18 protein-coding genes and 1 tRNA gene are annotated in these 21,802 nt (G+C 43.5%); 18 read left to right on the top strand and 1 reads right to left on the bottom strand.

Features of this window, described 5'->3' with window-relative positions:
- Position 1 precedes the first annotated feature (1 nt).
- The 10 genes from ACQRCC_RS03330 to ACQRCC_RS03285 all read left to right on the top strand — a co-directional run bounded on the left by ACQRCC_RS03330 (position 2) and on the right by ACQRCC_RS03285 (position 12,112).
- The gene (locus ACQRCC_RS03330; RefSeq protein WP_427849385.1) at positions 2-376 is read left to right on the top strand and encodes a RidA family protein; all 375 of its coding nucleotides are present in this window, start codon (positions 2-4) and stop codon (positions 374-376) included.
- A 21-nt stretch (positions 377-397) separates the two neighbouring features.
- Positions 398-1,228 (top strand): P-loop NTPase, encoded by an 831-nt coding sequence (locus ACQRCC_RS03325; protein WP_427849384.1) that lies wholly within the window; start codon positions 398-400, stop codon positions 1,226-1,228.
- Positions 1,229-1,248: 20 nt separating this feature from the next.
- A complete protein-coding gene (locus tag ACQRCC_RS03320) occupies positions 1,249-2,169 on the top strand; it encodes an AraC family transcriptional regulator (protein ID WP_427849383.1) in 921 nt (306 codons plus the stop codon).
- A 132-nt stretch (positions 2,170-2,301) separates the two neighbouring features.
- Positions 2,302-3,723 carry a melibiose:sodium transporter MelB gene (gene melB, locus ACQRCC_RS03315; protein ID WP_427849382.1) on the top strand — a complete coding sequence of 474 codons (1,422 nt, stop codon included), beginning with the start codon at positions 2,302-2,304 and terminating at the stop codon, positions 3,721-3,723.
- Positions 3,724-3,738: 15 nt separating this feature from the next.
- Positions 3,739-5,970 (top strand): alpha-galactosidase, encoded by a 2,232-nt coding sequence (locus ACQRCC_RS03310; protein WP_427849381.1) that lies wholly within the window; start codon positions 3,739-3,741, stop codon positions 5,968-5,970.
- Positions 5,971-5,975: 5 nt separating this feature from the next.
- Entirely contained in the window at positions 5,976-6,620 is a 645-nt protein-coding gene (locus ACQRCC_RS03305) for a YczE/YyaS/YitT family protein (RefSeq protein ID WP_427849380.1), read from the top strand.
- Positions 6,621-7,164: 544 nt separating this feature from the next.
- Positions 7,165-8,475, top strand: coding sequence for a putative DNA modification/repair radical SAM protein (locus ACQRCC_RS03300; protein ID WP_427849379.1), 1,311 nt, complete (start codon positions 7,165-7,167; stop codon positions 8,473-8,475).
- Positions 8,472-9,251: a TIGR03915 family putative DNA repair protein gene (locus tag ACQRCC_RS03295; protein ID WP_427849378.1), complete on the top strand. Its 780-nt coding sequence runs from the start codon at positions 8,472-8,474 to the stop codon at positions 9,249-9,251. The genes ACQRCC_RS03300 and ACQRCC_RS03295 overlap by 4 nt, the downstream gene beginning before the upstream one ends.
- Before the next feature lie 121 nt (positions 9,252-9,372).
- Positions 9,373-9,600 (top strand): HPr family phosphocarrier protein, encoded by a 228-nt coding sequence (locus ACQRCC_RS03290; protein WP_427849377.1) that lies wholly within the window; start codon positions 9,373-9,375, stop codon positions 9,598-9,600.
- A 148-nt stretch (positions 9,601-9,748) separates the two neighbouring features.
- Positions 9,749-12,112 carry an ATP-dependent DNA helicase gene (locus ACQRCC_RS03285; RefSeq protein ID WP_427849376.1) on the top strand — a complete coding sequence of 788 codons (2,364 nt, stop codon included), beginning with the start codon at positions 9,749-9,751 and terminating at the stop codon, positions 12,110-12,112.
- On the opposite strand, the gene ACQRCC_RS03280 is transcribed toward ACQRCC_RS03285, so the two are convergent.
- Entirely contained in the window at positions 12,079-12,975 is an 897-nt protein-coding gene (locus ACQRCC_RS03280; protein WP_427849375.1) for a LysR family transcriptional regulator, read from the bottom strand. The two genes, ACQRCC_RS03285 and ACQRCC_RS03280, sit on opposite strands and share 34 nt — an antisense overlap.
- A 105-nt stretch (positions 12,976-13,080) precedes the next feature.
- On the opposite strand from ACQRCC_RS03280, the gene ACQRCC_RS03275 reads away from it, so the two are divergent.
- From ACQRCC_RS03275 to ACQRCC_RS03240, 8 genes are all read left to right on the top strand, one after another.
- The gene (locus ACQRCC_RS03275; RefSeq protein ID WP_427849374.1) at positions 13,081-13,797 is read left to right on the top strand and encodes a TIGR01906 family membrane protein; all 717 of its coding nucleotides are present in this window, start codon (positions 13,081-13,083) and stop codon (positions 13,795-13,797) included.
- Positions 13,798-13,917: 120 nt separating this feature from the next.
- Positions 13,918-17,718 (top strand): phosphoribosylformylglycinamidine synthase, encoded by a 3,801-nt coding sequence (locus tag ACQRCC_RS03270; protein WP_427849373.1) that lies wholly within the window; start codon positions 13,918-13,920, stop codon positions 17,716-17,718.
- A gap of 239 nt (positions 17,719-17,957) precedes the next feature.
- A complete protein-coding gene (gene gdhA / locus ACQRCC_RS03265) occupies positions 17,958-19,292 on the top strand; it encodes an NADP-specific glutamate dehydrogenase (RefSeq protein WP_427849372.1) in 1,335 nt (444 codons plus the stop codon).
- Between the two features lie 139 nt (positions 19,293-19,431).
- On the top strand, positions 19,432-19,557 hold the full coding sequence (locus ACQRCC_RS03260) for a hypothetical protein (protein WP_427849371.1): 126 nt from the start codon (positions 19,432-19,434) through the stop codon (positions 19,555-19,557).
- 91 nt (positions 19,558-19,648) lie between these two features.
- The gene (locus ACQRCC_RS03255) at positions 19,649-19,804 is read left to right on the top strand and encodes a hypothetical protein (RefSeq protein ID WP_427849370.1); all 156 of its coding nucleotides are present in this window, start codon (positions 19,649-19,651) and stop codon (positions 19,802-19,804) included.
- Positions 19,805-19,808: 4 nt separating this feature from the next.
- Entirely contained in the window at positions 19,809-20,411 is a 603-nt protein-coding gene (locus ACQRCC_RS03250; protein WP_427849369.1) for a hypothetical protein, read from the top strand.
- Between the two features lie 26 nt (positions 20,412-20,437).
- Positions 20,438-21,523 (top strand): alpha/beta fold hydrolase, encoded by a 1,086-nt coding sequence (locus ACQRCC_RS03245; protein WP_427849368.1) that lies wholly within the window; start codon positions 20,438-20,440, stop codon positions 21,521-21,523.
- 191 nt (positions 21,524-21,714) lie between these two features.
- Positions 21,715-21,787, top strand: a tRNA-Val gene (locus ACQRCC_RS03240).
- Positions 21,788-21,802: the final 15 nt, after the last annotated feature.

The following is a 21,802-nucleotide window of genomic DNA, read 5'->3' as shown; positions in this document are numbered from 1 at the left end:
TATGAAAGTAGTAGCAACAGAAAAAGCACCAAAGGCACTTGGACCATATTCCCAGGGATATGTACACAATGGAATCTTATATTCAGCAGGACAGATTGCCATCAATCCGGCAACAGATGCTGTTGAGGCAGATACCATTGAAGGACAGGCAGATCAGGTATGTAAGAATCTGGGAGAAATCCTTGCAGCAGCAGGAACCGATTTTGATCATGTATTAAAAACAACCTGCTTCCTTGCAGACATGGGAGATTTTGCTGCATTTAATGAGGTTTATGCAAAATACTTCACATCCAAACCGGCAAGAAGCTGCGTGGCTGTAAAAACATTACCGAAGAACGTACTCTGCGAGATCGAAGTCATCGCTGCAGTTGAGTAGGACAGAAAGGGAGTTAGTGTTATGGAAGAACAGAAACAGGGATGTTCCCCGTCTGACTGTGCCGGATGTGCACATGCAGGCTCCTGTGGGAGCAAGCCGGCAGACTTAAGAGAGCCAGCCAATCCATTTTCTCATATTAACAAAGTCATTGCCGTAGTCAGCGGTAAGGGCGGCGTGGGAAAATCCATGGTAACGGCATCCCTTGCAAGAATGATGCGGGAGCAGGGATTCTCAGTGGGAATTCTGGATGCGGATATTACCGGTCCGTCCATTCCGAAAATGTATGGACTCCATGAGAGTGCAAAAGGAAGCGAAGAGGGAATCTTCCCTTGTGAAGCGAAGGACGGTACCAGAATCATGTCTGTCAATCTGCTCCTGGAGAATGAATCAGACCCGGTGATCTGGAGAGGTCCGGTCATCGCCGGTGTAGTAAAGCAGTTCTGGACAGATGTTATGTGGGGAGAGCTTGATTATCTGTTCGTAGATATGCCTCCGGGAACCGGAGATGTTCCCCTTACCGTATTCCAGTCCCTTCCGGTGGACGGAGTGGTAATCGTAACTTCACCGCAGGATCTGGTGCAGATGATCGTGGAGAAGGCTTATCACATGGCAAAGCAGATGAATATTCCGGTTCTTGGTATTGTGGAAAATTACAGCTATCTGGTATGTCCGGATTGCGGAAAGAAGATTTCCGTATTCGGTGAAAGCCATATTGATGATATCGCTGCCGGACTCAAGGTTCCGGTACTTGGTAAAATGCCAATTGACCCGGCACTTGCCGAGGTGGTAGAGGCAGAACGCTTCTATGAGATGGATAATCCGTATCTTAAGGATGCGGTAAATAAGCTGTAAGTATGGAAGACGCATATGTATTGCAGTTATTAGAGCCGAAATTCAAGGAGTTCCATCTGTGTTTCTGCGGTTATGCTGAGTGTGACCCACTGCACAGCTATGGTCCGGCAACCCGCCCGAATTATATCATTCATTATATTCTGGACGGAAAAGGGATCTATCAGGTGGGCGAGCGAAAATATATTCTGACAAAAGGGCAGGGTTTCCTGATTGAACCGGAGACCCTGACTTTTTATCAGGCGGACAGAGAAGAACCCTGGAGTTATCTGTGGGTGGGATTCGGCGGAAGCGGAGCGGCAAAGCTGGTTCAGGATATTGGACTTAACAGTCGCCAGACGACATTTCAGTGTGATTACGGAGAAGAGCTGAAGAAAATAGTATTCTCCATGCTGAAGCATACGGAGTCATCCACCTCGAATTTATACTATCTTCAGGGCAAACTATATGATTTCTTTTCGGTACTTACCAGAGATATTGTGATCGACTCCTATGAGGATGAGAACAAAGAAAGTATGTATGTACAGAAGGCAATTGCCTATATACGTAATCACTATTCGGAAGGAATCACAGTGCTCGATATTGCGGAGCATTTGAATGTCAACCGGAGTTATCTGTATACCATTTTTAAAAACAGTCTGGAACTGTCTCCCAAGGAGTTTCTGACGAAATTCAGGTTGTCCAGAGCGAAGGAACAGCTGACACTGACGGATGTATCGGTGGAAAATATTGCATACTCCTGTGGATATCGAAGCCCTCTTGTTTTTACGAAGGCATTCAAACAGGAGATTGGAATGACTCCCAGCAGGTATCGAAGTACAAACCGGACAGAAACAAAAGCTCATCTGGTGGCCAGCAAAGAGGAGTTGGATGAGATAGGAGAGAAAGGAAAGAAATTTATCCATAATCAGCGGAATGATTTGGCGCTAAAACAAACAAAATGATATGAGGATTTCTGTTATCTAACATTTTGCATGGTGTTTAAAACAAAATGCTATAACAGGAGTCCTTTTTTTCGTCTTATACTAATTTTAGAGATAAGGAATGCGCGCGTAAATCCATTGAGGAGGATAAAAATGAATACGCAAAAAGAAATTCAGAAAACAAATTATAAGTATGCATCAACAAGAGAAAAAATGTGTTTTGGTATTGGTGCAATTGGAAAAGATGCCATTTGTAACCTGGTAGGAGCATTTTTAATGCTGTATTTTACAGATACTTTATATCTTGCACCGGCATTTGTAGGAGTGCTGTTTTTTGTCGCGAGAATCTGGGATGCTATTAATGATCCAATGATGGGAATGATTGTAGATAATACGCATACAAGATTTGGAAAGTTTCGAATCTGGCTTGTAATTGGAACATTAGTAAATTCAGTAGTATTTGTTCTTTTGTTCCACAGTTTTCAGCTTTCAGGTACCTCTTTGTATGTGTATGTTTCTGTAATGTACATATTATACGGTATGACTTACACAATTATGGATGTACCATACTGGTCATGGCTTCCGAATTTGACAAATGATCCGCATGAGCGTGAAAAAGTATCAGTCATCCCGAGATTTTTTGCCAGTCTTGCAGGCTTCTCTGTATCGACTTTTGGTCTTTATATTATTAATTATTTTAATCGTATGGCAGGGGAAGAAAACCTGTTTGCAGAAACAGGATATACGATTTTTGCAATTGTAATAGCATTTATCTTTATTGTAACAATAGGTATTACTGTATTTAACGTAAAAGAGGAATCTACAGTTGGTACTTCAGCAGAAAAAACAAGCCTGAAACAGGCATTTAATGTTATTGTTAAAAATGATCAGCTTATGGCATTTATAGGACTGCTTCTGACATTCAATCTCTGTACACAGATTGCCAAAAGTTTTGCAGTTTATTATTTTAAAAATGTATGTGGAAATGAATATCTCTATTCTATTTTTGGATTAGCTATTATCGCAGAGATGATCGGACTTGTATGTTTCCCCAAAATTGCAACAAAAATAAGTCGTGAAAAAGTGTATGCTCTTGCATGCGGGCTTCCAATTTTGGGATTTGTTTTGCTTGGCGCAGCCGGTTTTGTCGCACCTCAAAATGCGGTTTTAGTTGTAGTATGTTGCGCACTGCTGTTTTTTGGGTCCGGTTTATCTCTGGGTGTTACGACTTGCTGTATGGCAGATGTTATTGACTACGGTGAGGTAAAATTTGGAGTTCGTAACGAAAGTGTTACCTGTTCTGCCCAGACTTTCTTGATGAAAGCAGCAATGGCAGCTGCAGGAGGCTTGACCGGTATCGGACTTCAGATTGTAGGATATGATGCAAAGGCTGCAGTTCAAAGTGCAGGAACGATTATGGGAATCCGGGTTTTAATGATTGTTGTTCCGATTATTCTGGCGGCAGTGAGTTTTGGAATTTATAAAAAATTCTATACCCTTAAAGGGGAGAAAATGGAAGAAATTACAAGGAAAGTAAATGAAAGGCATGCCCTGAAAGAAACGCAGGCAGCATAAGAACAGGAGGAACCTATGGCAAATATCATTTTTCATGAAGATACGAAAACATTTCATCTGTATAATCAAAAAGTGAGTTACATTATTCAGGTGTTGGAGAATGGACATCTGGGTCAGTTATACTATGGAAAGAAGATTCATGATAAATCGGATTTCTCTTATCTGGTAGAGAAATATCCCAGACCGATGACGTCTTACATATACGAGGATGACCGGACCTTTTCGCTGGAGCATATCCGTCAGGAATATCCGGTTTATGGAACGACGGATTATAGACATCCGGCAGTGGAGGTTCTGCAGGAAAATGGAAGCCGTATTTCGGATTTCCGTTACCAGAGTCATGAAATTTCAGAGGGAAAGCCTAAGCTTGCCGGGCTTCCGGCTACCTATACGGAAGATGATGAGGAGGCAAAGACCCTCTGTGTTACAATTCTTGATCCTGTGACACAGGTAAAGGCAGAACTGCTCTATACCATTTTTGATGGAGAAGCTGCTATTGCGAGAAGCGTGAAATTCTGCAATGAGGGCACAGAGCCCGTGCATCTTCTGAGTGCCATGAGCTTAAGTATTGATCTTCCGGATAAAGATTATGTGTGGATGCAGCTTTCCGGAGCCTGGTCCAGGGAGCGCCATGTCAAGAATCGTATTCTGGAACAGGGTATTGTGGCAATAGATAGCATGCGGGGTAATTCTTCCCATGAACATAACCCATTCATGGTGTTAAAAAGACCCAATACAACGGAAAGAGAAGGGGAGGTCATCGGATTCAGCCTGATCTACAGTGGAAATTTCCGGATTCAGGCAGAGGTGGACACTCATGATGTGACACGAATTACGGCGGGAATCAATCCTTCCGGATTCGACTGGAAACTGGATGCAAAAGAAAACTTCCAGACACCGGAGGCAGTGATGGTGTATTCGGATTCAGGTCTGAATGACATGAGCCAGACCTTCCACCGTCTGTACGGGAGACGCCTGGCAAGAGGATACTGGAGAGATCGTCCGAGACCCATTTTAAATAATAATTGGGAAGCCACATATTTTGATTTTACGGAGGAGCGTCTTGTGGAAATTGCCGCAAAGGCAAAGGAATGCGGTGTAGAGTTGTTTGTTCTGGATGACGGATGGTTTGGGGAGAGAAACAGTGACCATGCGGGATTGGGAGACTGGGCACCGAATAAGGAACGTCTTCCTAAGGGAATACGGGGACTTTCGGAAAAAATAGAGGCGCTTGGAATGAAGTTCGGACTCTGGTTTGAACCGGAGATGACGAATAAGGATTCTGAACTGTACCGCGCGCATCCCGACTGGATTCTCAAGACACCGAACCGCAGTGTTTCTCACGGAAGATATCAGTATGTACTGGATTTTTCCCGCAAAGAAGTGGTAGACTGTATTTACGGAATGATGGAAAAGATTTTATCCGAAGCAAAAATCTCTTATATCAAATGGGATATGAACCGGAGTATTACGGAGTGCTACAGTGCTTCTCTTCCGGCAGACCGCCAGGGAGAGGTGTTCCATCGGTATATTCTGGGAGTATACGATCTGTATGAAAGATTGACCACTAAATTTCCGAAAGTTCTCTTTGAATCCTGCGCAAGCGGAGGCGGGCGATTTGATCCGGGTCTTCTGTACTATGCACCTCAGGGATGGGCAAGTGATGACTCAGATGCGGTAGAGCGTCTGAAAATACAATATGGTACGTCCATGTGTTATCCAATCAGCAGTATCGGAAGTCATGTGTCGGTGACGCCTAACCATCAGGTGTTCCGCAACACACCTCTGCATACCAGGGCAAATGTGGCATATTTCGGCACCTTCGGGTACGAGCTGGATCTGAACAAGCTGAGTGAGGAGGAAATAACAGAAGTAAAATCCCAGATTCATTTTATGAAAGAATACCGGGAAATTCTTCAGTTTGGTACGTTTTACAGATTAGAAAGTCCGTTTGAAGGAAATGAAACTGTCTGGATGGCCGTCAGTGACGATAAAAAGACGGCAGTCGTGGGATGGTACCGTGTATTGAATGGTGTAAATATGCCATACAGTCGTGTCCGTCTTGAAGGGCTGGACCCGGATACTCTGTATGAAAATGTGCAGAACAAAACGGAAAATTACGGTGATGAACTGATGAATCTGGGTCTGATTACTACGGACGTGACTGCCGGGGAGGTTCCGGGAGATGCCGTACCATGTACAGATTTTGAATCCAGAATTTATTTGTTAAAAGCAAAGGAGCAGTAAGAATTATGAAAAAGAATCATTTTGGACTTCGCGTTGGACTCATGCTGTTAGGAATTCTGCTGATAGGGCTGTGTGTATCCCTTTTCCGACTCGCAAATTTTGGCGTGGATCCATTTACAGGCATGAATCTGGGAATCAGTGGATTTATCGGATGGACATTTGGAAACTGGCAGCTGGTAGCGAACAGCGTGATTCTTATTATCGTATTTTTTACTGTCCGCCACTGTATCGGAGCGGGAACGATCATCAATATGGTATTTGTGGGTTATATTGCAGACGCTGTCTGCTGGCTGGTACAGGAAAGGATGCAGATGGAGATGACATTGCTTCTCCGCATTATTGCACTTTTGGTCGCACTTCTTCTTGCATCGAGCGGCGTTGCATTATACATGAAGGCAAACATGGGAATCGCACCTTACGACAGTGTGGCAGTTATTATTGAGAAAGTAACGAAGGAGAAAATCCCTTTTCATATCGGACGTGTCATATCGGATATTACGGTAGTTGTTGTAGGTGTATTATTCTGTGTTGCAGCGGGCAACAGCGTGTGGACGGTAATAGGAGTCGGAACCATCTGTAACGCTTTGTTTAACGGACCACTGATTAAAGCCTTCCGGGAGAAGATTGACAGGATTTGGCCGGAATTGTAGTATGAAGATATCTTTTATGTGAAAAAAGAAGATTATGAGAGAGCATCCTCACTGGTGGTGTAAGGAAAATGGGAGTGTCGCAAATTGTGATACTCCCATTTTTTAAGCAAAATTTGGAAATTACCATTTGATTCTGCTTTTCGACAATCTGAAGGCACGAAATATGTGGGATTTACCATCTGCTTTGTATTTTGGTTAATTTGAAGGCACAAAATGCTTGTGATTTACCATTCATTTTGCATTATATCTACTTCGGTGGCATTTTCATACTTACATTTACCATCTGTTTTGCCGATTTGTCAATTTGAAGGTAAAATGTACTTTAAAATTACCATTCATTCTGTTTTTTCCACTTTCCGAAGGTAAAAGCGAGTTTAAAAATACCTTCCAGAAAAGGGATTCTCCGTTTTCAATGGCAAAACGTCTATTTTTCTCTTTCTTCAGTACGGACGAAACTACTAACATCCCTCTTGACAAACCGAATGTATGTTCCTATAATTAAAACAGAACACAAGTTCGATTAAAAAAGAGAGGAAAATGCATTATGAGGCTGCAGGAATCCATGTCACTCAATGAAAAATTAAATATTTTGTCAGATGCGGCCAAGTATGATGTGGCATGTACATCCAGCGGAACATCGAGGAAGAATGACGGTACAGGTATGGGAAGCTGTGAGCAGTCGGGAATCTGTCACAGTTTTTCTGCTGACGGTAGGTGTATTTCTCTTCTTAAGATATTGTTTACCAATGAGTGTGTTTATGACTGTAAATATTGTATTAATCGCAGAAGCAATGATGTGCCACGAGCGTCTTTTACGCCAGATGAAGTGTGTACCCTTACAATGGAGTTTTATCGCAGGAATTATATAGAGGGATTGTTTTTAAGTTCCGGTGTGTTTCAAAGTCCTGACTATACGATGGAGCTTCTATGTGCCACTTTATATAAGCTCAGGCGGGAGCATAATTTTCAGGGATATATTCATGTGAAGACCATACCGGGTGCCAGTCCGGAGCTGGTGCAGAGACTGGGATTCCTGGCGGACAGGATGAGTGTGAATCTGGAGCTTCCCACGGCGGAGAGTCTGAAGCTTCTGGCACCGCATAAGACGAGAAAGACGATTCTGGCTCCCATGCGTCAGGTGCAGAATAGGATGGATGAGAACAAAAAGGAGTTGGCGATTTATCGCAGTGCACCGAAGTTTGTGCCGGCAGGACAGAGTACACAGATGATTATCGGGGCTACACCGGAGACGGATTATCAGATCATCAATGTGGCAGAGTCTCTGTATCAGAAATTTGGTCTTAAGAGAGTGTTCTATTCTGCCTTTATTCATGTGAATGAGGATAAGAATCTTCCGGCAAAGACGGATGAGGGGCCGCCTCTTTTGAGAGAGCATCGTCTCTACCAGGCAGACTGGCTGCTCCGCTATTATCATTTTGAGGCGAAGGAGCTGCTTTCCGAAGAAAATCCTAATTTTAATGTGCTGCTGGATCCAAAGTGTAACTGGGCTTTGAAGCACCTGGAAGAATTTCCGGTAGAGGTGAACAGGGCAAGCTATGAGATGCTGCTTCGTGTACCCGGGCTGGGGTACAAGTCTGCCGTTCGCATTGTAAAGGCGAGAAAAATGGGAATGCTGGATTTTGGCGATCTGAAGAAAATGGGAGTGGTACTGAAGCGCGCCATGTATTTTTTGACCTGTAACGGCAGGATGATGTATCCGACGAAAATGGATGAGGATTATATCACCAGGAATCTTCTGAATACAAAGGAGAAACTTCCGGAGGGGATTGACGGGATGACTTACCGTCAGATATCCCTGTTTGATGATGTGCGGTTCGGAGGTGGGCTTGCGTGAGAACAATTTATATATGTGAAGATACGGTAACGGGCATTTTCTCCGCAATATATGATGCCTGGAAGGCAGGAGAAGATGCGGGGAGATGCGGTATCGGATTGAGAGGGCAGATGGAGCAGGAATTGTTCTGCAGTTATACGGAAGTAGAAGAAAGTGAGAAAAAGGCAGAAGCAGTGGAGCGAATGATCCTGAAGCATCTGGGAGAAAAAGCTTACTGGGATATTTATCATGCCCTGCTTTCTCATGATGCCGGGAAAGGAACTGCTATTCTGGGAGCGATGCTGGAAGCCAGAAGAATTCCGGACAGTACCAGAATTATGGAGCATCTGTCTCATCCTATGGTGGAGAAGGTGTTTGAGCTTAGCAGAAATGTAGGAGGGGAAGCGCATGTGCTGAAAGGATTTGTGCGTTTCCGGGAACTGGCAAATGGAATTCTGTACTCGGAGATTACACCGAAGAATCGGGTTCTTACCTGTCTGGCACCTCATTTTGCAGACAGGCTTCCTGTGGAAAACTGGATGATTTATGATAAAACGCACAGAGAAATTGTTCTTCACGAGAAGAAGAAACGGTGGATTCTTCTGACGGGAGAGGAACCGGATGTGGAGTGGATATCCAGGCTGTCAGAAAACGAGGAGGAGTTTTCAGAGCTTTGGAGAGGATTCTGTCGTACAATTTCCATTGCATCAAGGGAAAATCCCAGATGCCAGAGGCAGCACCTTCCCCTGTGGTACAGGAAGAATATGGTAGAATTTGACGAAAGATCAGAGGGTTGAAAATACAGATTTTGTGCGGGTTGCACGTTGACTTTGCCTAAGAATGGTGGGATAATTTTCAAAAAATATAACGAGTGTATAATTTTATTTTGATTTTTAACCCATGAAAGGGGTGTCAGCGATGAGATATGAAAAGAAAATTAAATTGAAAACAGAGGATGTACAGGATTTTGTAAGAGCTGCGGAGAGATGTGATTTTGATGTTGATGTGTTTTATAACAGAGTGATCGTAGATGCCAAGTCCATCTTAGGTGTGCTTGGTCTGGATCTGAGCCGTATTCTGACTGTAAGATATGCGGAGAAGGATCATAGATTTGAGCAGGTACTGCAGAAGTACTGTGTTGCATAGAAGAAACGGAGATTCGTGAAAGAATAAAGGCGTGCAGATTCCTTTTATCCAGAGGATGATGCGCGCTTTTTGTATTTGTGTTATACTGGTCTTTGAGATAAGCCCAGAGCAAAAAAGCGAGGGTGACGAGGAAGAGGCTGGTGGAATCATGGAGAAACAGACTATTCGGATCTCGGTCCGTAATCTTGTAGAGTTTATACTGCGAAGCGGGGACATTGACAATCGAATTGCGTCATCGGATAAGGATGCCATGCAGCTGGGAGCAAAGATTCACCGAAAGATACAGAGGCAGATGGGCGCATCCTATCACGCTGAGGTGACCATGAGGCGTGTGGTAGACTGTGAAGAATTTGATATACAGGTGGAAGGCCGTGCCGATGGAGTGATGGAGACGGATGAAAGAATCTGCATCGATGAGATCAAAGGTGTTTTTCGTGATCTTGCGCTTATGAAAGAGCCGGAGGGAATACACCTTGCTCAGGCAAAATGCTATGCCTGCATCTATGCCATGCAGCATGAACTATCTGAAATTGGCGTACAGATTACCTACTGTAACATGGAGACGGAAGAAATACGAAGGTTTCAGAAAAATTATGAAACGGATGAACTGGAAGAATGGTTTCAGGATCTGGTGACCCAATATGAGAAATGGGCAAGATTTCAGGTGGAATGGAAGAAAATTCGCAATGCATCCATCCGGGAAGTGGAATTTCCCTATGTATATCGGGATGGACAGAGGGACCTGGCTGCATCGGTCTACCGGACTATTTTAAGAAAAAAGAAGCTGTTCATTCAGGCGCCCACCGGAGTGGGAAAAACGATGGCAACTGTATTCCCGGCGGTGAAAGCAGTGGGAGAAGGACTGGGGGAAAAGATTTTCTACCTGACAGCCAAGACCATCACAAGGACGGTTGCCCAGCAGGCTTTTTCCATTCTGAAGGAGCAGAAGCTGAGATATAAGGTCATAACGCTGACGGCGAAGGAAAAAATATGTTTCTGTGAGAAGGCAGAATGTAATCCGGATTACTGTCCGTATGCCAAAGGCCATTATGACCGGGTGAATGACGCAGTATTTGAGTTAATCACTACTGAGGAGGAACTGAGCCGCCAGATACTCGAGAATCAGGCGAGAAAGTGGAATGTCTGCCCTTTTGAAATGGGACTGGACGTGTCTTTGTGGGCAGATGCCATTATCTGTGATTATAATTATGTGTTTGATCCAAATGCACATCTGAAACGGTTTTTTGGTGACAATGTGAAAGGAGAATATTTATTCCTGATTGACGAGGCTCATAATCTGGTGGAGCGTGGAAGAGAAATGTACAGCGCCAGCCTGTGTAAAGAGGATATCCTGAAGGTGAAGCGTCAGGTAAAATCACTGGATGGAAAACTTGCCAGGCGGTTGGAGGAGTGCAATAAACAGCTGTTGGAACTGAAGCGGGAGTGTGATGGTGTGACAGTGCTGAACAGCGTTGCTCATATCTATTTAAAGCTGATTTCGGTGATGGCGGAGCTGGAACGTTTTCTGGAGGAATACAAGGAGGAAGCAGTGAGGGAAGAGGCACTGGATCTGTATTTTTCCGTCCGTACATTTGTAAGTGTTTATGAGAAATTAGATGAAAATTATATGATTTACTGCGAATTAACGACGGATGGATCTTTTGTGGTCCGGCTGTTCTGTGTAAATCCTTCCGTGAATCTGAAGGAATACATGGACAAGGGAATCAGCACCATTTTCTTCTCGGCAACACTTCTTCCGATTCATTATTATAAAGAACTGTTAAGTACGGAAAAGGATGACTATGCGGTGTATGCTCAGTCGGCATTTTCGAAGGAACAGAGGCTTCTGGCGGTGGGGACGGATGTGAGCACGAAGTATACTCTGCGGGGAGAAGAAACTTACCGGAAATATGCCAGATATCTGCTTGCGGTTGCACGGGCGAAAAGTGGGAATTATATGGCATTTTTCCCTTCTTACAAATTTATGGAAGAGGTATATACAACATTTGGAGAACTTCTGGTAGAGGAAGGGGCTGAGATTGACTGTATTATTCAGGCTCCTTATATGTCGGAAGAGGCAAGAGAGATTTTTCTGGAGAGCTTTGAGGAAGAACGAAATGGAAGCCTTATGGGGTTCTGTGTGATGGGAGGCATTTTCTCAGAGGGAATCGACCTGTCAGAGGATAAACTGATTGGAGCAGTGATTGTTGGAACGGGACTTCCCCAGGTATGCAGGGAGAGAGAACTGTTGAAAGAGTATTTCGATAAGAGAGGTGTCCGGGGATTCGATTATGCCTATGTATATCCGGGAATGAATAAGGTACAGCAGTCAGCAGGGAGAGTAATTCGGACAGAAGAGGATCGGGGAATTATTTTGCTTCTGGATGAGAGATTTCGGGAGCGCAGATACCAGGAAACCTTCCCGCGGGAATGGGAAGGCTTCGGGTATTGTACGGTTTCCAGTGTGGAGAAAATGATTCAGGAATTCTGGGAAGAGCCTTCATCAAAATAATTCAGAAACGCTTCGGCGGATCTGGAAAGCGGGAGTTTGGGATTGTATGCTGCAACCAGCTCCCGATGGGGAAGCTTTTCCGTAGTTTCTACGATGAAGAGCCCTTTTGGCTCTTCGGGAATACAATACCTTGGAACACAGGCGATACCAAGACCGATGCCTGCCAGATCAATGAGAAGGTCATTGCTGCTTAATTCAGCCTCCGGAATTAAATCCAGCTGGTGCTGCTGGAAGAAATCATGGAGAAATTCACTGGTGGTGCTTTTCTGATCCAGCATCAGGATGGGGTGGTTCAGGAGTTCTTTTAAGGTTACCGGGCGATTCTTCAGATGTGCATAGGAGTCGTTGGCAATAAATACATCCTGAAATTCCTTCACCTTTCGGGTGGTGTAGAGATTTCCAAGGTAGGCATTGGGTGCATTTGCTACGATAAAATCCACCTGTCCGTTATTCAGAAGCTCTACGCAGCGGATGGAAGTGGCGTTTGTTACTTTAATATGGACACCGGGAAATGCCTGGTGAAATTTTTCGATAAAGGGAACCAGAAAATAGCGGCAGATGGTATCACTGGCGCCGATGCGGAGCTGCCCGGCGGAGGGGGTGGTGTCCAGGAGCTGTCTTTCTCCTCTCTGAATGAAATTAACAGCCGGTTCGATGTGCCGCAGAAGAAGCTCCCCTTCCGGCGTAAGCTGTACCTTTTTGGTGCTTCGGATAAAGAGTGTCTGATTCAGCTTTTTTTCCAGAGTCTTGACGGACTGGCTGACGGCAGACTGGGAAATAAAGAGCTTTTTCGAGGCTTCGGAAAAGCTGCTTAAGGTTGCAACGTAATAAAAAACTTTATATAATTCATAATTAATATCCATGTTGAGTCCTCCTGAAGGCATTCTTGAAGTCATTATAGGTGAAAAATCCGGGAGAATCAATGATTTCAACCTGAAAACAGAGGACGAAGAAAGGAAGAAGAGATAATGAAGCAAAATGACAAAAATGGCAGACTTCAGAAAGCTTTGGGAATTATAGCGATGATGTGTCTGATTATGGCACTTCTCCTGACCAGCTTTCAGATAGCAATCTATGGTGACAGTGATTACAAATTCTACGAAAAAGAATATGCGAAATATCAGGTGACGGAAAGTCTTGGTATGGAGATGGAAGATGTGATGGATGTGACGGACAAGATGATGGCATATCTGATCGGAGAGAGGGAAGAACTGTCTGTCATCACAACGGTGGAGGGAAAAGAACAGGATTTCTTCAATGAGCAGGACCGGCTTCACATGGCGGATGTGAAGAATCTGTTTCTGGGAGGACTGAAACTCCGTTGGCTGCTTTTGGGAGTGAGCCTGATTCTGGTGGGGGTTCTTTTTATCAGGAAAGCAGATGTGAAGCAAATCCTTCCGGATGCCTATTTTAAGGCACTTGCAATTTTCGGAACACTGACAATTGTTCTGGGTGGCCTTTTTGCCTCGGATTTTAACCGGTATTTTGTGATCTTTCATAAAATCTTTTTTACAAATGACCTGTGGATTTTCGATCCGGCCACAGACTATATGATCCGGATGCTTCCGGAAGGATTTTTCTATGATATGGTGATGAGGATCGGGATGGTGTTTATAGCAGGACTTCTGCTCATCGCGGGCGGAATGTTCCTGATAAAACGAAGAAATATAGACCAGCAAAAATAAAATAAGTACAACTTATAAAAGAGTTTAATTATATTAATTACACTAATGACGAAAAATGTGATATTATAAAAAAAGAGTAGAAACATACTATCTATATTTATTCTTAATGGAGGAACTTTTATGAGCGGTGTAAAACGAGTGTATGTTGAAAAAAAGCCGGACTTTGCGGTTGCGGCAAAAGACTTGCGGCATGAGATCAGAGGATATCTTGGAATTAAAACGCTGGAGAATGTCCGTGTTCTGATTCGTTATGATGTTGAGAATCTTTCTGATGAAACGTTTGAGAAGGCATGTAACGGAATTTTCAGTGAGCCTCCGGTTGATGTATTATATAAAGAGGAATTTCCGGTAAAAGAAGGCAGCAGAATTTTCTCTGTAGAATTTCTTCCGGGACAGTTTGACCAGCGTGCAGACTCCGCAGTACAGTGTGTACAGTTTATTAAGGAGGATGAGAAGCCGGTAATCAAAACTGCAACTACTTATGTAATTGAGGGTGAGATCAGTGATGCAGAGTTTGAGGCAATCAAGAATCACTGCATTAACCCGGTGGATTCCCGTGAGACCGGAATGGAGAAGCCGGAGACGTTAGTGACAGTATTTGATGAACCTGCAGATGTTATTATTTTTGATGGATTTAAGGATATGGCAGAGGATAAACTGAAAGAACTGTATGATTCTCTGGGACTTGCCATGACATTTAAAGATTTCCTTCATATCCAGAATTATTTCAGAGGCGAGGAAAACAGAGATCCGTCCATGACAGAGATCCGCGTGCTGGATACCTACTGGTCCGATCACTGCCGTCATACCACCTTCTCTACAGAGCTTAAGGATGTAACCTTCGGCGAGGGTGATTATAGAGGAATAATTGAAGATACTTACAAACAGTATCTGGCTGACCACAGCGAGATCTTCAAGGGCAGAGAGGATAAATTTGTCTGTCTGATGGATCTGGCTCTGATGGCTATGCGTAAACTGAAAAAAGAAGGAAAGCTTCAGGATCAGGAAGAGTCTGACGAGATCAATGCCTGCAGTATTGTAGTTCCGGTTACTGTTGATGGTGTGGAGGAAGAATGGCTTGTGAACTTCAAAAATGAGACCCACAACCACCCGACTGAGATTGAGCCTTTCGGTGGAGCAGCTACCTGTCTCGGTGGAGCAATCCGTGACCCATTGTCCGGACGTACCTATGTTTACCAGGCAATGCGTGTGACCGGTGCGGCAGACCCGACCGTATCTGTAAAGGATACCATGAAGGGCAAGCTTCCACAGAAAAAACTGGTGCGTGAGGCTGCGCATGGATACAGCTCTTACGGTAACCAGATTGGTCTGGCAACCGGTATGGTAAAAGAAATCTATCATCCGAATTATGTGGCAAAACGTATGGAGATTGGTGCGGTTCTCGGTGCAGCTCCGAGAAGAGCGGTTATCCGTGAGACATCTGACCCGGGCGATATCATCATCCTTCTGGGCGGACGTACCGGACGTGATGGCTGCGGCGGTGCTACCGGTTCTTCCAAGGTGCATACAGAAGAGTCTATCGAAACCTGCGGAGCTGAGGTACAGAAGGGTAATCCGCCGACAGAGCGTAAGATCCAGAGACTTTTCCGCAGAGAAGAAGTAAGTAAATTAATTAAAAAATGTAATGACTTTGGTGCAGGCGGTGTATCCGTAGCAATCGGAGAGCTGGCTGACGGTCTTAGAGTTGATCTTGATAAAGTGCCGAAAAAATATGCAGGTCTGGACGGAACAGAGATTGCGATTTCCGAGTCACAGGAGCGAATGGCAGTCGTTGTTGATCCGAAAGATGTGGCAGAATTCATGGGCTATGCAAAAGAGGAAAACCTGGAGGCAGTAGAGGTTGCAGTTGTAACAGAGAGCCCGAGACTGGTACTTTCCTGGAGAGGAAAAGAAATCGTAAATCTTTCCCGTGCATTCCTGGATACCAATGGAGCACATCAGGAAACTACGGTTGCAGTTGATATTCCAAACAGAGCTGACAGCATTCTGACTGACAAAGTGGAAGTAGAAGATGTGAAGGCGAAATGGTTAGAGACATTGAGAGATCTGAATGTCTGCTCACAGAAGGGTCTGGTGGAAATGTTCGATGGTTCTATCGGTGCCGGTTCTGTATTCATGCCTCATGGCGGAAAATATCAGCTTACAGAGACTCAGGCAATGGTTGCCAAACTTCCGGTTCTTAAGGGAGACTGCGATACCGTTACTATGATGAGTTATGGCTTTGATCCGTATCTGTCCAGCTGGAGTCCATATCATGGAGCTGTATATGCAGTAACCGAGTCTGTGGCTAAGATTGTGGCAGCAGGCGGAGATTATAAGAAGATCCGTTTCACTTTCCAGGAATACTTCCGTCGTATGACAGAAGATCCGCACAGATGGAGTCATCCATTTACAGCACTTCTGGGTGCATACAACGCACAGCTTGGATTTGGACTTCCATCCATCGGAGGTAAAGACAGTATGTCCGGAACATTTGAGGATATCGATGTTCCGCCTACACTTGTTTCCTTTGCAGTTGATGTGGCAAAAGAAAAAGACATTATTACACCGGAGCTTAAGAAAGCCGGAAATAAACTGGTATGGCTGCGGATTGATACAGATGAAAATGATCTGCCGGATTATGAGAAGGTTATGGATCAGTACGGCAAATTTACAGACGATATTCACAGCGGAAAGATCGTATCTGCATACGTTCCGGATCGTCATGGTGTTATTGCAGCTGTCAGCAAGATGGCATTTGGTAACGGCATGGGCGTGAAGATTGAGCACAATATGGATCCGAGAGAGCTGTTTGCTCCGGCATTCGGCGATCTGATCGCAGAGGTTCCTGCTGACAAAGTAGGTGAACTCAGCATTACCTATACTGTCATCGGTGAAGTAACAGACAATGGTACTTTCGCATATGGCGATACTGTAATCGGACTTGGCGAGGCAGAAAGTGCATGGAAAGAGACTCTGGAGAAGGTATTTAAAACAAACTCCGGTACCCAGGATGGACCGACAGCTCACTTCTTTGCAGGAAAAGAGACTGAGGAAGGAAAGCTTGAGGAGGATGGATGCTATCATGCAAAGAAGGTACACATCTGCAGTCATAAGATTGCACAGCCGACCGTATTTATTCCGGTATTCCCAGGAACAAACTGTGAGTACGACAGTGCAAGAGCTTTTGAGCGTGCCGGTGCAAAAGTAATCACGAAAGTATTCAAGAACATGGATGCGGCAGATATTATTGACTCCGTAAATGTATTTGAAAAAGCAATCGGAGAATCCCAGATTATCATGTTCCCGGGAGGATTCAGTGCAGGTGATGAACCGGATGGTTCTGCGAAATTCTTTGCAACTGCATTCCAGAATGCAAAGATGAAGGAAGCAGTAGAAAAGCTTCTGAACGAGAGAGATGGTCTGGTACTTGGTGTTTGTAATGGATTCCAGGCTCTGGTAAAACTGGGACTGGTACCGAACGGAGCTATCACAGGACAGGATGACAATTCTCCGACTCTGACATACAATACCATCGGCCGTCATATTTCCAAGATGGTATATACCAAAGTGGTAACCAACAAATCACCATGGCTCCAGATGGCAGAACTTGGCGGTGTATACACCAATCCTGCATCCCACGGTGAGGGACGTTTCGTTGCAAATGATGAGTGGCTTGCAAAATTATTTGCAAATGGACAGGTTGCTACCCAGTACTGTGATCCGGAAGGAAATATTACAATGGATGAGGAATGGAATGTCAATGGTTCTTACTGTGCTATCGAGGGTATTACCAGCCCGGATGGACGTGTGCTTGGTAAGATGGCTCATTCCGAGCGTCGCGGACGTTCCGTTGCAATGAATATCTATGGAGAACAGGATTTGAAGATATTTGAATCTGGCGTTGCATATTTTAGATAAAAAAGTTGAAAGTGATAGGATAAAACAGCGAAAGATTGCAGGAAACGAAAAAAAAGTTGCAAAAAAATGGAAAAAATTAAAAAAATGTCTTGTGTTTTGCGCCATATTACTTTAATATGGTAAAGGACAAAGGCGTCAGAAAAAGAGTGGGCTCCAGAGTCTGCTCTTTTTTTATGAAAAAGCGAATGCTATGCGTTTTCAGACTTTGTGTATTAATCATATTTGAGGAGGAAAAGACGATGTCATATGTAGATGAGGTCATTCAGAAAGTAATTGAAAAGAATCCGGCAGAACCTGAATTTCATCAGGCAGTAAAGGAAGTACTGGAATCACTGAGAGTTGTAGTTGAGGCAAATGAAGAGAAGTATAGAAAAGACGCTCTTCTGGAAAGACTCGTTGAGCCTGAGAGACAGATCAAATTCCGTGTACCGTGGGTAGATGATAAGGGACAGGTACAGGTGAACACAGGTTACCGTGTACAGTTCAACAGCGCAATCGGACCATACAAGGGAGGATTACGTCTTCACCCATCCGTTAACCTTGGTATTATCAAATTCCTTGGTTTCGAGCAGATTTTCAAAAACTCCTTAACAGGTCTGCCAATCGGCGGTGGTAAAGGTGGTTCTGACTTTGACCCGAAGGGCAAATCCGACAGAGAGGTAATGGTATTCTGCCAGAGCTTTATGACAGAGTTGTGTAAATATATTGGAGCTGACACAGATGTACCGGCCGGTGATATCGGAACAGGTGCAAGAGAAATCGGTTATATGTTCGGACAGTATAAGAGAATCCGCGGATTATATGAAGGTGTTCTGACAGGTAAGGGATTAAGCTACGGCGGTTCTCTGGCAAGAACAGAGGCTACAGGTTATGGACTTCTGTACCTCACAGAAGAAATGCTGAAGCTGAACGGACAGGAGATTGCCGGCAAGACTGTTGCTGTATCCGGTTCCGGTAACGTAGCAATTTACGCTACACAGAAAGCTCAGCAGCTGGGAGCTAAGGTTGTAACTGTAAGTGATTCTACCGGTTGGGTATACGATCCGGAAGGAATCGATGTGGAAGCACTGAAAGAAATCAAAGAAGTAAAACGTGCAAGACTGACAGAGTACAAGAACTACCGTCCGAATTCCGAGTACCATGAGGGAAGAGGCGTATGGAATGTGAAAGTTGATATTGCACTTCCATGTGCAACTCAGAATGAGTTACACCTTGAGGATGCAAAGGCTCTGGTTGCAAATGGATGTATCGCAGTTGCAGAGGGAGCTAACATGCCTACTACACTGGAAGCTACAGAGTACCTGCAGAAGAATGGTGTGTTATTTGCACCTGGTAAAGCTGCAAACGCCGGTGGTGTTGCTACATCTGCACTTGAGATGTCACAGAACAGCGAGAGATTAAGCTGGACATTCGAAGAAGTTGACAGCAAGCTTAAGAACATCATGGTAAATATCTGCCACAACATGGCTGATGCTGCAAAGAAATACGGAGCAGAAGGCAACTATGTTGTAGGAGCTAACATTGCAGGATTTGAGAAAGTTGTAGACGCAATGACAGCACAGGGAATTGTATAAAAAAGTTACATTTTGCAGGCACGAAAGTGCCTGCTTTTTGTTGCCATGCATACGCCAAAAAGGTCCGATTAACATTATTTGAAAGGAATCGGTCGTCTCACGCATATTATATATGTAAGGCCTTAAGGAGTGAACATATATGTCGAAAGAAGAATTTGTAACCTTTGCAGAAAAGTACATGGATACCATATATCGAGTGGCATATAGCTGGACAAAGAATCCCGATGACGCAGGACGTTTTAATACAACTATACAAAACAACTAAGGAATTTGAATCGGATTCCCATTTAAAGAACTGGTTAATCAGAGTCACTGTCAATCAATGCAAAATGCTGTTCCGATCCCCATGGAATAAAATGGAGGATATTGGAGAATATGCAAATACTCTTGGATTTGAAGAGGAAAGTCATCTGGAGCTGTTCCAGGCTGTTATGAATCTGGACAAGAAATACAGAGTACCAATACTGTTCCGAGCAAAGGCCAGGTTAAAAGATTATCTGAAGGAGGAGTAAGAAAATGACAGATAAAGAAAAATTCCAGAGAGTTTTTGATAAACTGCATGCTTCTCCGGATGTATTGACGGAGGTGCTGAATATGACGACAAATGAGAAGGTTGTTCCGATTAGAAAGAAACATTTTATCTCTAAAGTAGCTGTAGCTATAGCGGCATTCGTACTCGTGGTTGGATCCGGAAGTGCAGCCTATGCTATGGATCTTGGTGGTATCCAGAGAATTGTGCAGGTATGGATCCACGGTGATCAGACAGACGCTACATTTACTGTAGAAAATGGAAGTTATACACTTGATTATAAGGATGCAGATGGTAATGACGTTCATCAGGAAGGTGGCGGTGTTGCATATGAGAACGGTGTGGAAAGACCATTAACTGATGAGGAATTACTGGAAGAATTAAGTATGCCGGATGTTGAATATAAAGAGGACGGAACAGTATGGGTTTACTACATGGACCAGAAAATGGAAATAACAGATAAATTTGAAAATGATATCTGCTATGTGAAGCTGGAGGTTGATGGGAAAACACAGTATATTACAGTTAAGTACCAAAATGGTTTTGCCATAAGTCCTCATGGTTACGTTCAGCCATCAGAGTTTAACTAAGTTGTGAAAAGGAAAATAAAAAACCTATGTTAATTGTGTTTATTATAATTATCTCTGTTATTGCGCTTGTCACATTTTCAGTTTTAGTTTTACGTCTGATAAACAGCAATAAAAATAAAATTGATACCGAAAGCGGAATTCAAGAATCTACATACATAGATATAGACGGAATGAAACAATACATTCAGATACGTGGAGAAAGCACCGAAAATCCTGTTATGATTTTCATTCACGGTGGTCCGGCAAGTCCTATGGGATATGTATCTGCTTATTATCAGAGGGAACTCGAATCCGAACTTACTATTATTAATTATGACCAGCGTGGATGCGGCAGAACTTACTACGCCAATGATTGCAATGCAAATGCTGACATAGATTTGCTTGTTAATGACCTTAATGTAATTGTTGAGTATGTAAAAGAACGCTTCGGCAAGAAGAATGTAATTATTGCAGGTCATTCATGGGGAACTGTAATTGGCAGTATCTATGTGCAAAAATATCCTGAAAATGTAAACTGCTATATCGGTATCAGTCAGATTACTAATCTTTATAAAAACAAACTGAACGTTGCACGAACGGCTCTTGAAAAAGATGAAATCAAAGGAACAGAGGATGAGCAAAAACTTACAGAACTTATCAAAAGAATGAGTCGAGTTAATGACTATAATGATATGTCGCTTGACGACCTCAGTCAGCTTGTTACTGCCACATCAAAATACATTGCCTGTGAAGGGGAAATGTCGGGGCTTTCTCAGATGATTACAGGCATTACTTCTCCTGATATGAATTTTGATGATATGAAATGGTTTATGTTACAAATGAATACGGAGAAATTCTTTGCTCAAAATAAAGGAATAATGGAGTATGCTTTCTTTGGTTTTGATATTAATCTGATTTCAAAAACCTATAATGTGCCTGTATATTATCTTGCCGGCAAAGGCGATTATGCTGTTTGTCAGGAAGATGCCCAAGCTTATTATGAAAATATAGAAGCACCTGATAAAGCCTTTTATTGGATTGAAAATGCAGGTCACAGTATGTTTATGGATAATCCGAAACTGTATTGTGATACAGTAAAAAATATTTTATCCAAAACAGAAAAATCAGCATAAGAATAAATGGAAAAGGTTGTCCGTGTGAGGGAAACCTTTTTATATAAATTGTAGAAAAAAACGCAATTATTTAATCGATTTGAAAAAAATAAAAAATTTTGAAAAAACCTATTGACATTTAGCGACAAATAATAGTATAATAGCGAAGCAAGGTTGAGGCAAGCAAACAAAGCGAGCACAACCGAAAAGCCGGGATCTTAGCTCAGCTGGGAGAGCATCTGCCTTACAAGCAGAGGGTCACAGGTTCGAGCCCTGTAGGTCCCATTTGCAACAAAAGAT

Source organism: Sporofaciens sp. SGI.106, from assembly GCF_050314255.1.
Lineage (GTDB): Bacteria > Bacillota > Clostridia > Lachnospirales > Lachnospiraceae > Claveliimonas.
This window is presented reverse-complemented; position numbering and strand designations above follow the sequence as displayed.

Coding starts and splice junctions, on each gene's coding strand:
- ACQRCC_RS03330 (WP_427849385.1), top strand. CDS start 2: ATGAAAGTAGTAGCAACAGAAAAAGCACCAAAGGCACTTGGACCATAT.
- ACQRCC_RS03325 (WP_427849384.1), top strand. CDS start 398: ATGGAAGAACAGAAACAGGGATGTTCCCCGTCTGACTGTGCCGGATGT.
- melB (WP_427849382.1), top strand. CDS start 2,302: ATGAATACGCAAAAAGAAATTCAGAAAACAAATTATAAGTATGCATCA.
- ACQRCC_RS03310 (WP_427849381.1), top strand. CDS start 3,739: ATGGCAAATATCATTTTTCATGAAGATACGAAAACATTTCATCTGTAT.
- ACQRCC_RS03305 (WP_427849380.1), top strand. CDS start 5,976: ATGAAAAAGAATCATTTTGGACTTCGCGTTGGACTCATGCTGTTAGGA.
- ACQRCC_RS03300 (WP_427849379.1), top strand. CDS start 7,165: ATGAGGCTGCAGGAATCCATGTCACTCAATGAAAAATTAAATATTTTG.
- ACQRCC_RS03290 (WP_427849377.1), top strand. CDS start 9,373: ATGAGATATGAAAAGAAAATTAAATTGAAAACAGAGGATGTACAGGAT.
- ACQRCC_RS03285 (WP_427849376.1), top strand. CDS start 9,749: ATGGAGAAACAGACTATTCGGATCTCGGTCCGTAATCTTGTAGAGTTT.
- ACQRCC_RS03280 (WP_427849375.1), bottom strand. CDS start 12,975: ATGGATATTAATTATGAATTATATAAAGTTTTTTATTACGTTGCAACC.
- ACQRCC_RS03275 (WP_427849374.1), top strand. CDS start 13,081: ATGAAGCAAAATGACAAAAATGGCAGACTTCAGAAAGCTTTGGGAATT.
- ACQRCC_RS03270 (WP_427849373.1), top strand. CDS start 13,918: ATGAGCGGTGTAAAACGAGTGTATGTTGAAAAAAAGCCGGACTTTGCG.
- gdhA (WP_427849372.1), top strand. CDS start 17,958: ATGTCATATGTAGATGAGGTCATTCAGAAAGTAATTGAAAAGAATCCG.
- ACQRCC_RS03260 (WP_427849371.1), top strand. CDS start 19,432: ATGTCGAAAGAAGAATTTGTAACCTTTGCAGAAAAGTACATGGATACC.
- ACQRCC_RS03255 (WP_427849370.1), top strand. CDS start 19,649: ATGGAGGATATTGGAGAATATGCAAATACTCTTGGATTTGAAGAGGAA.
- ACQRCC_RS03250 (WP_427849369.1), top strand. CDS start 19,809: ATGACAGATAAAGAAAAATTCCAGAGAGTTTTTGATAAACTGCATGCT.
- ACQRCC_RS03245 (WP_427849368.1), top strand. CDS start 20,438: ATGTTAATTGTGTTTATTATAATTATCTCTGTTATTGCGCTTGTCACA.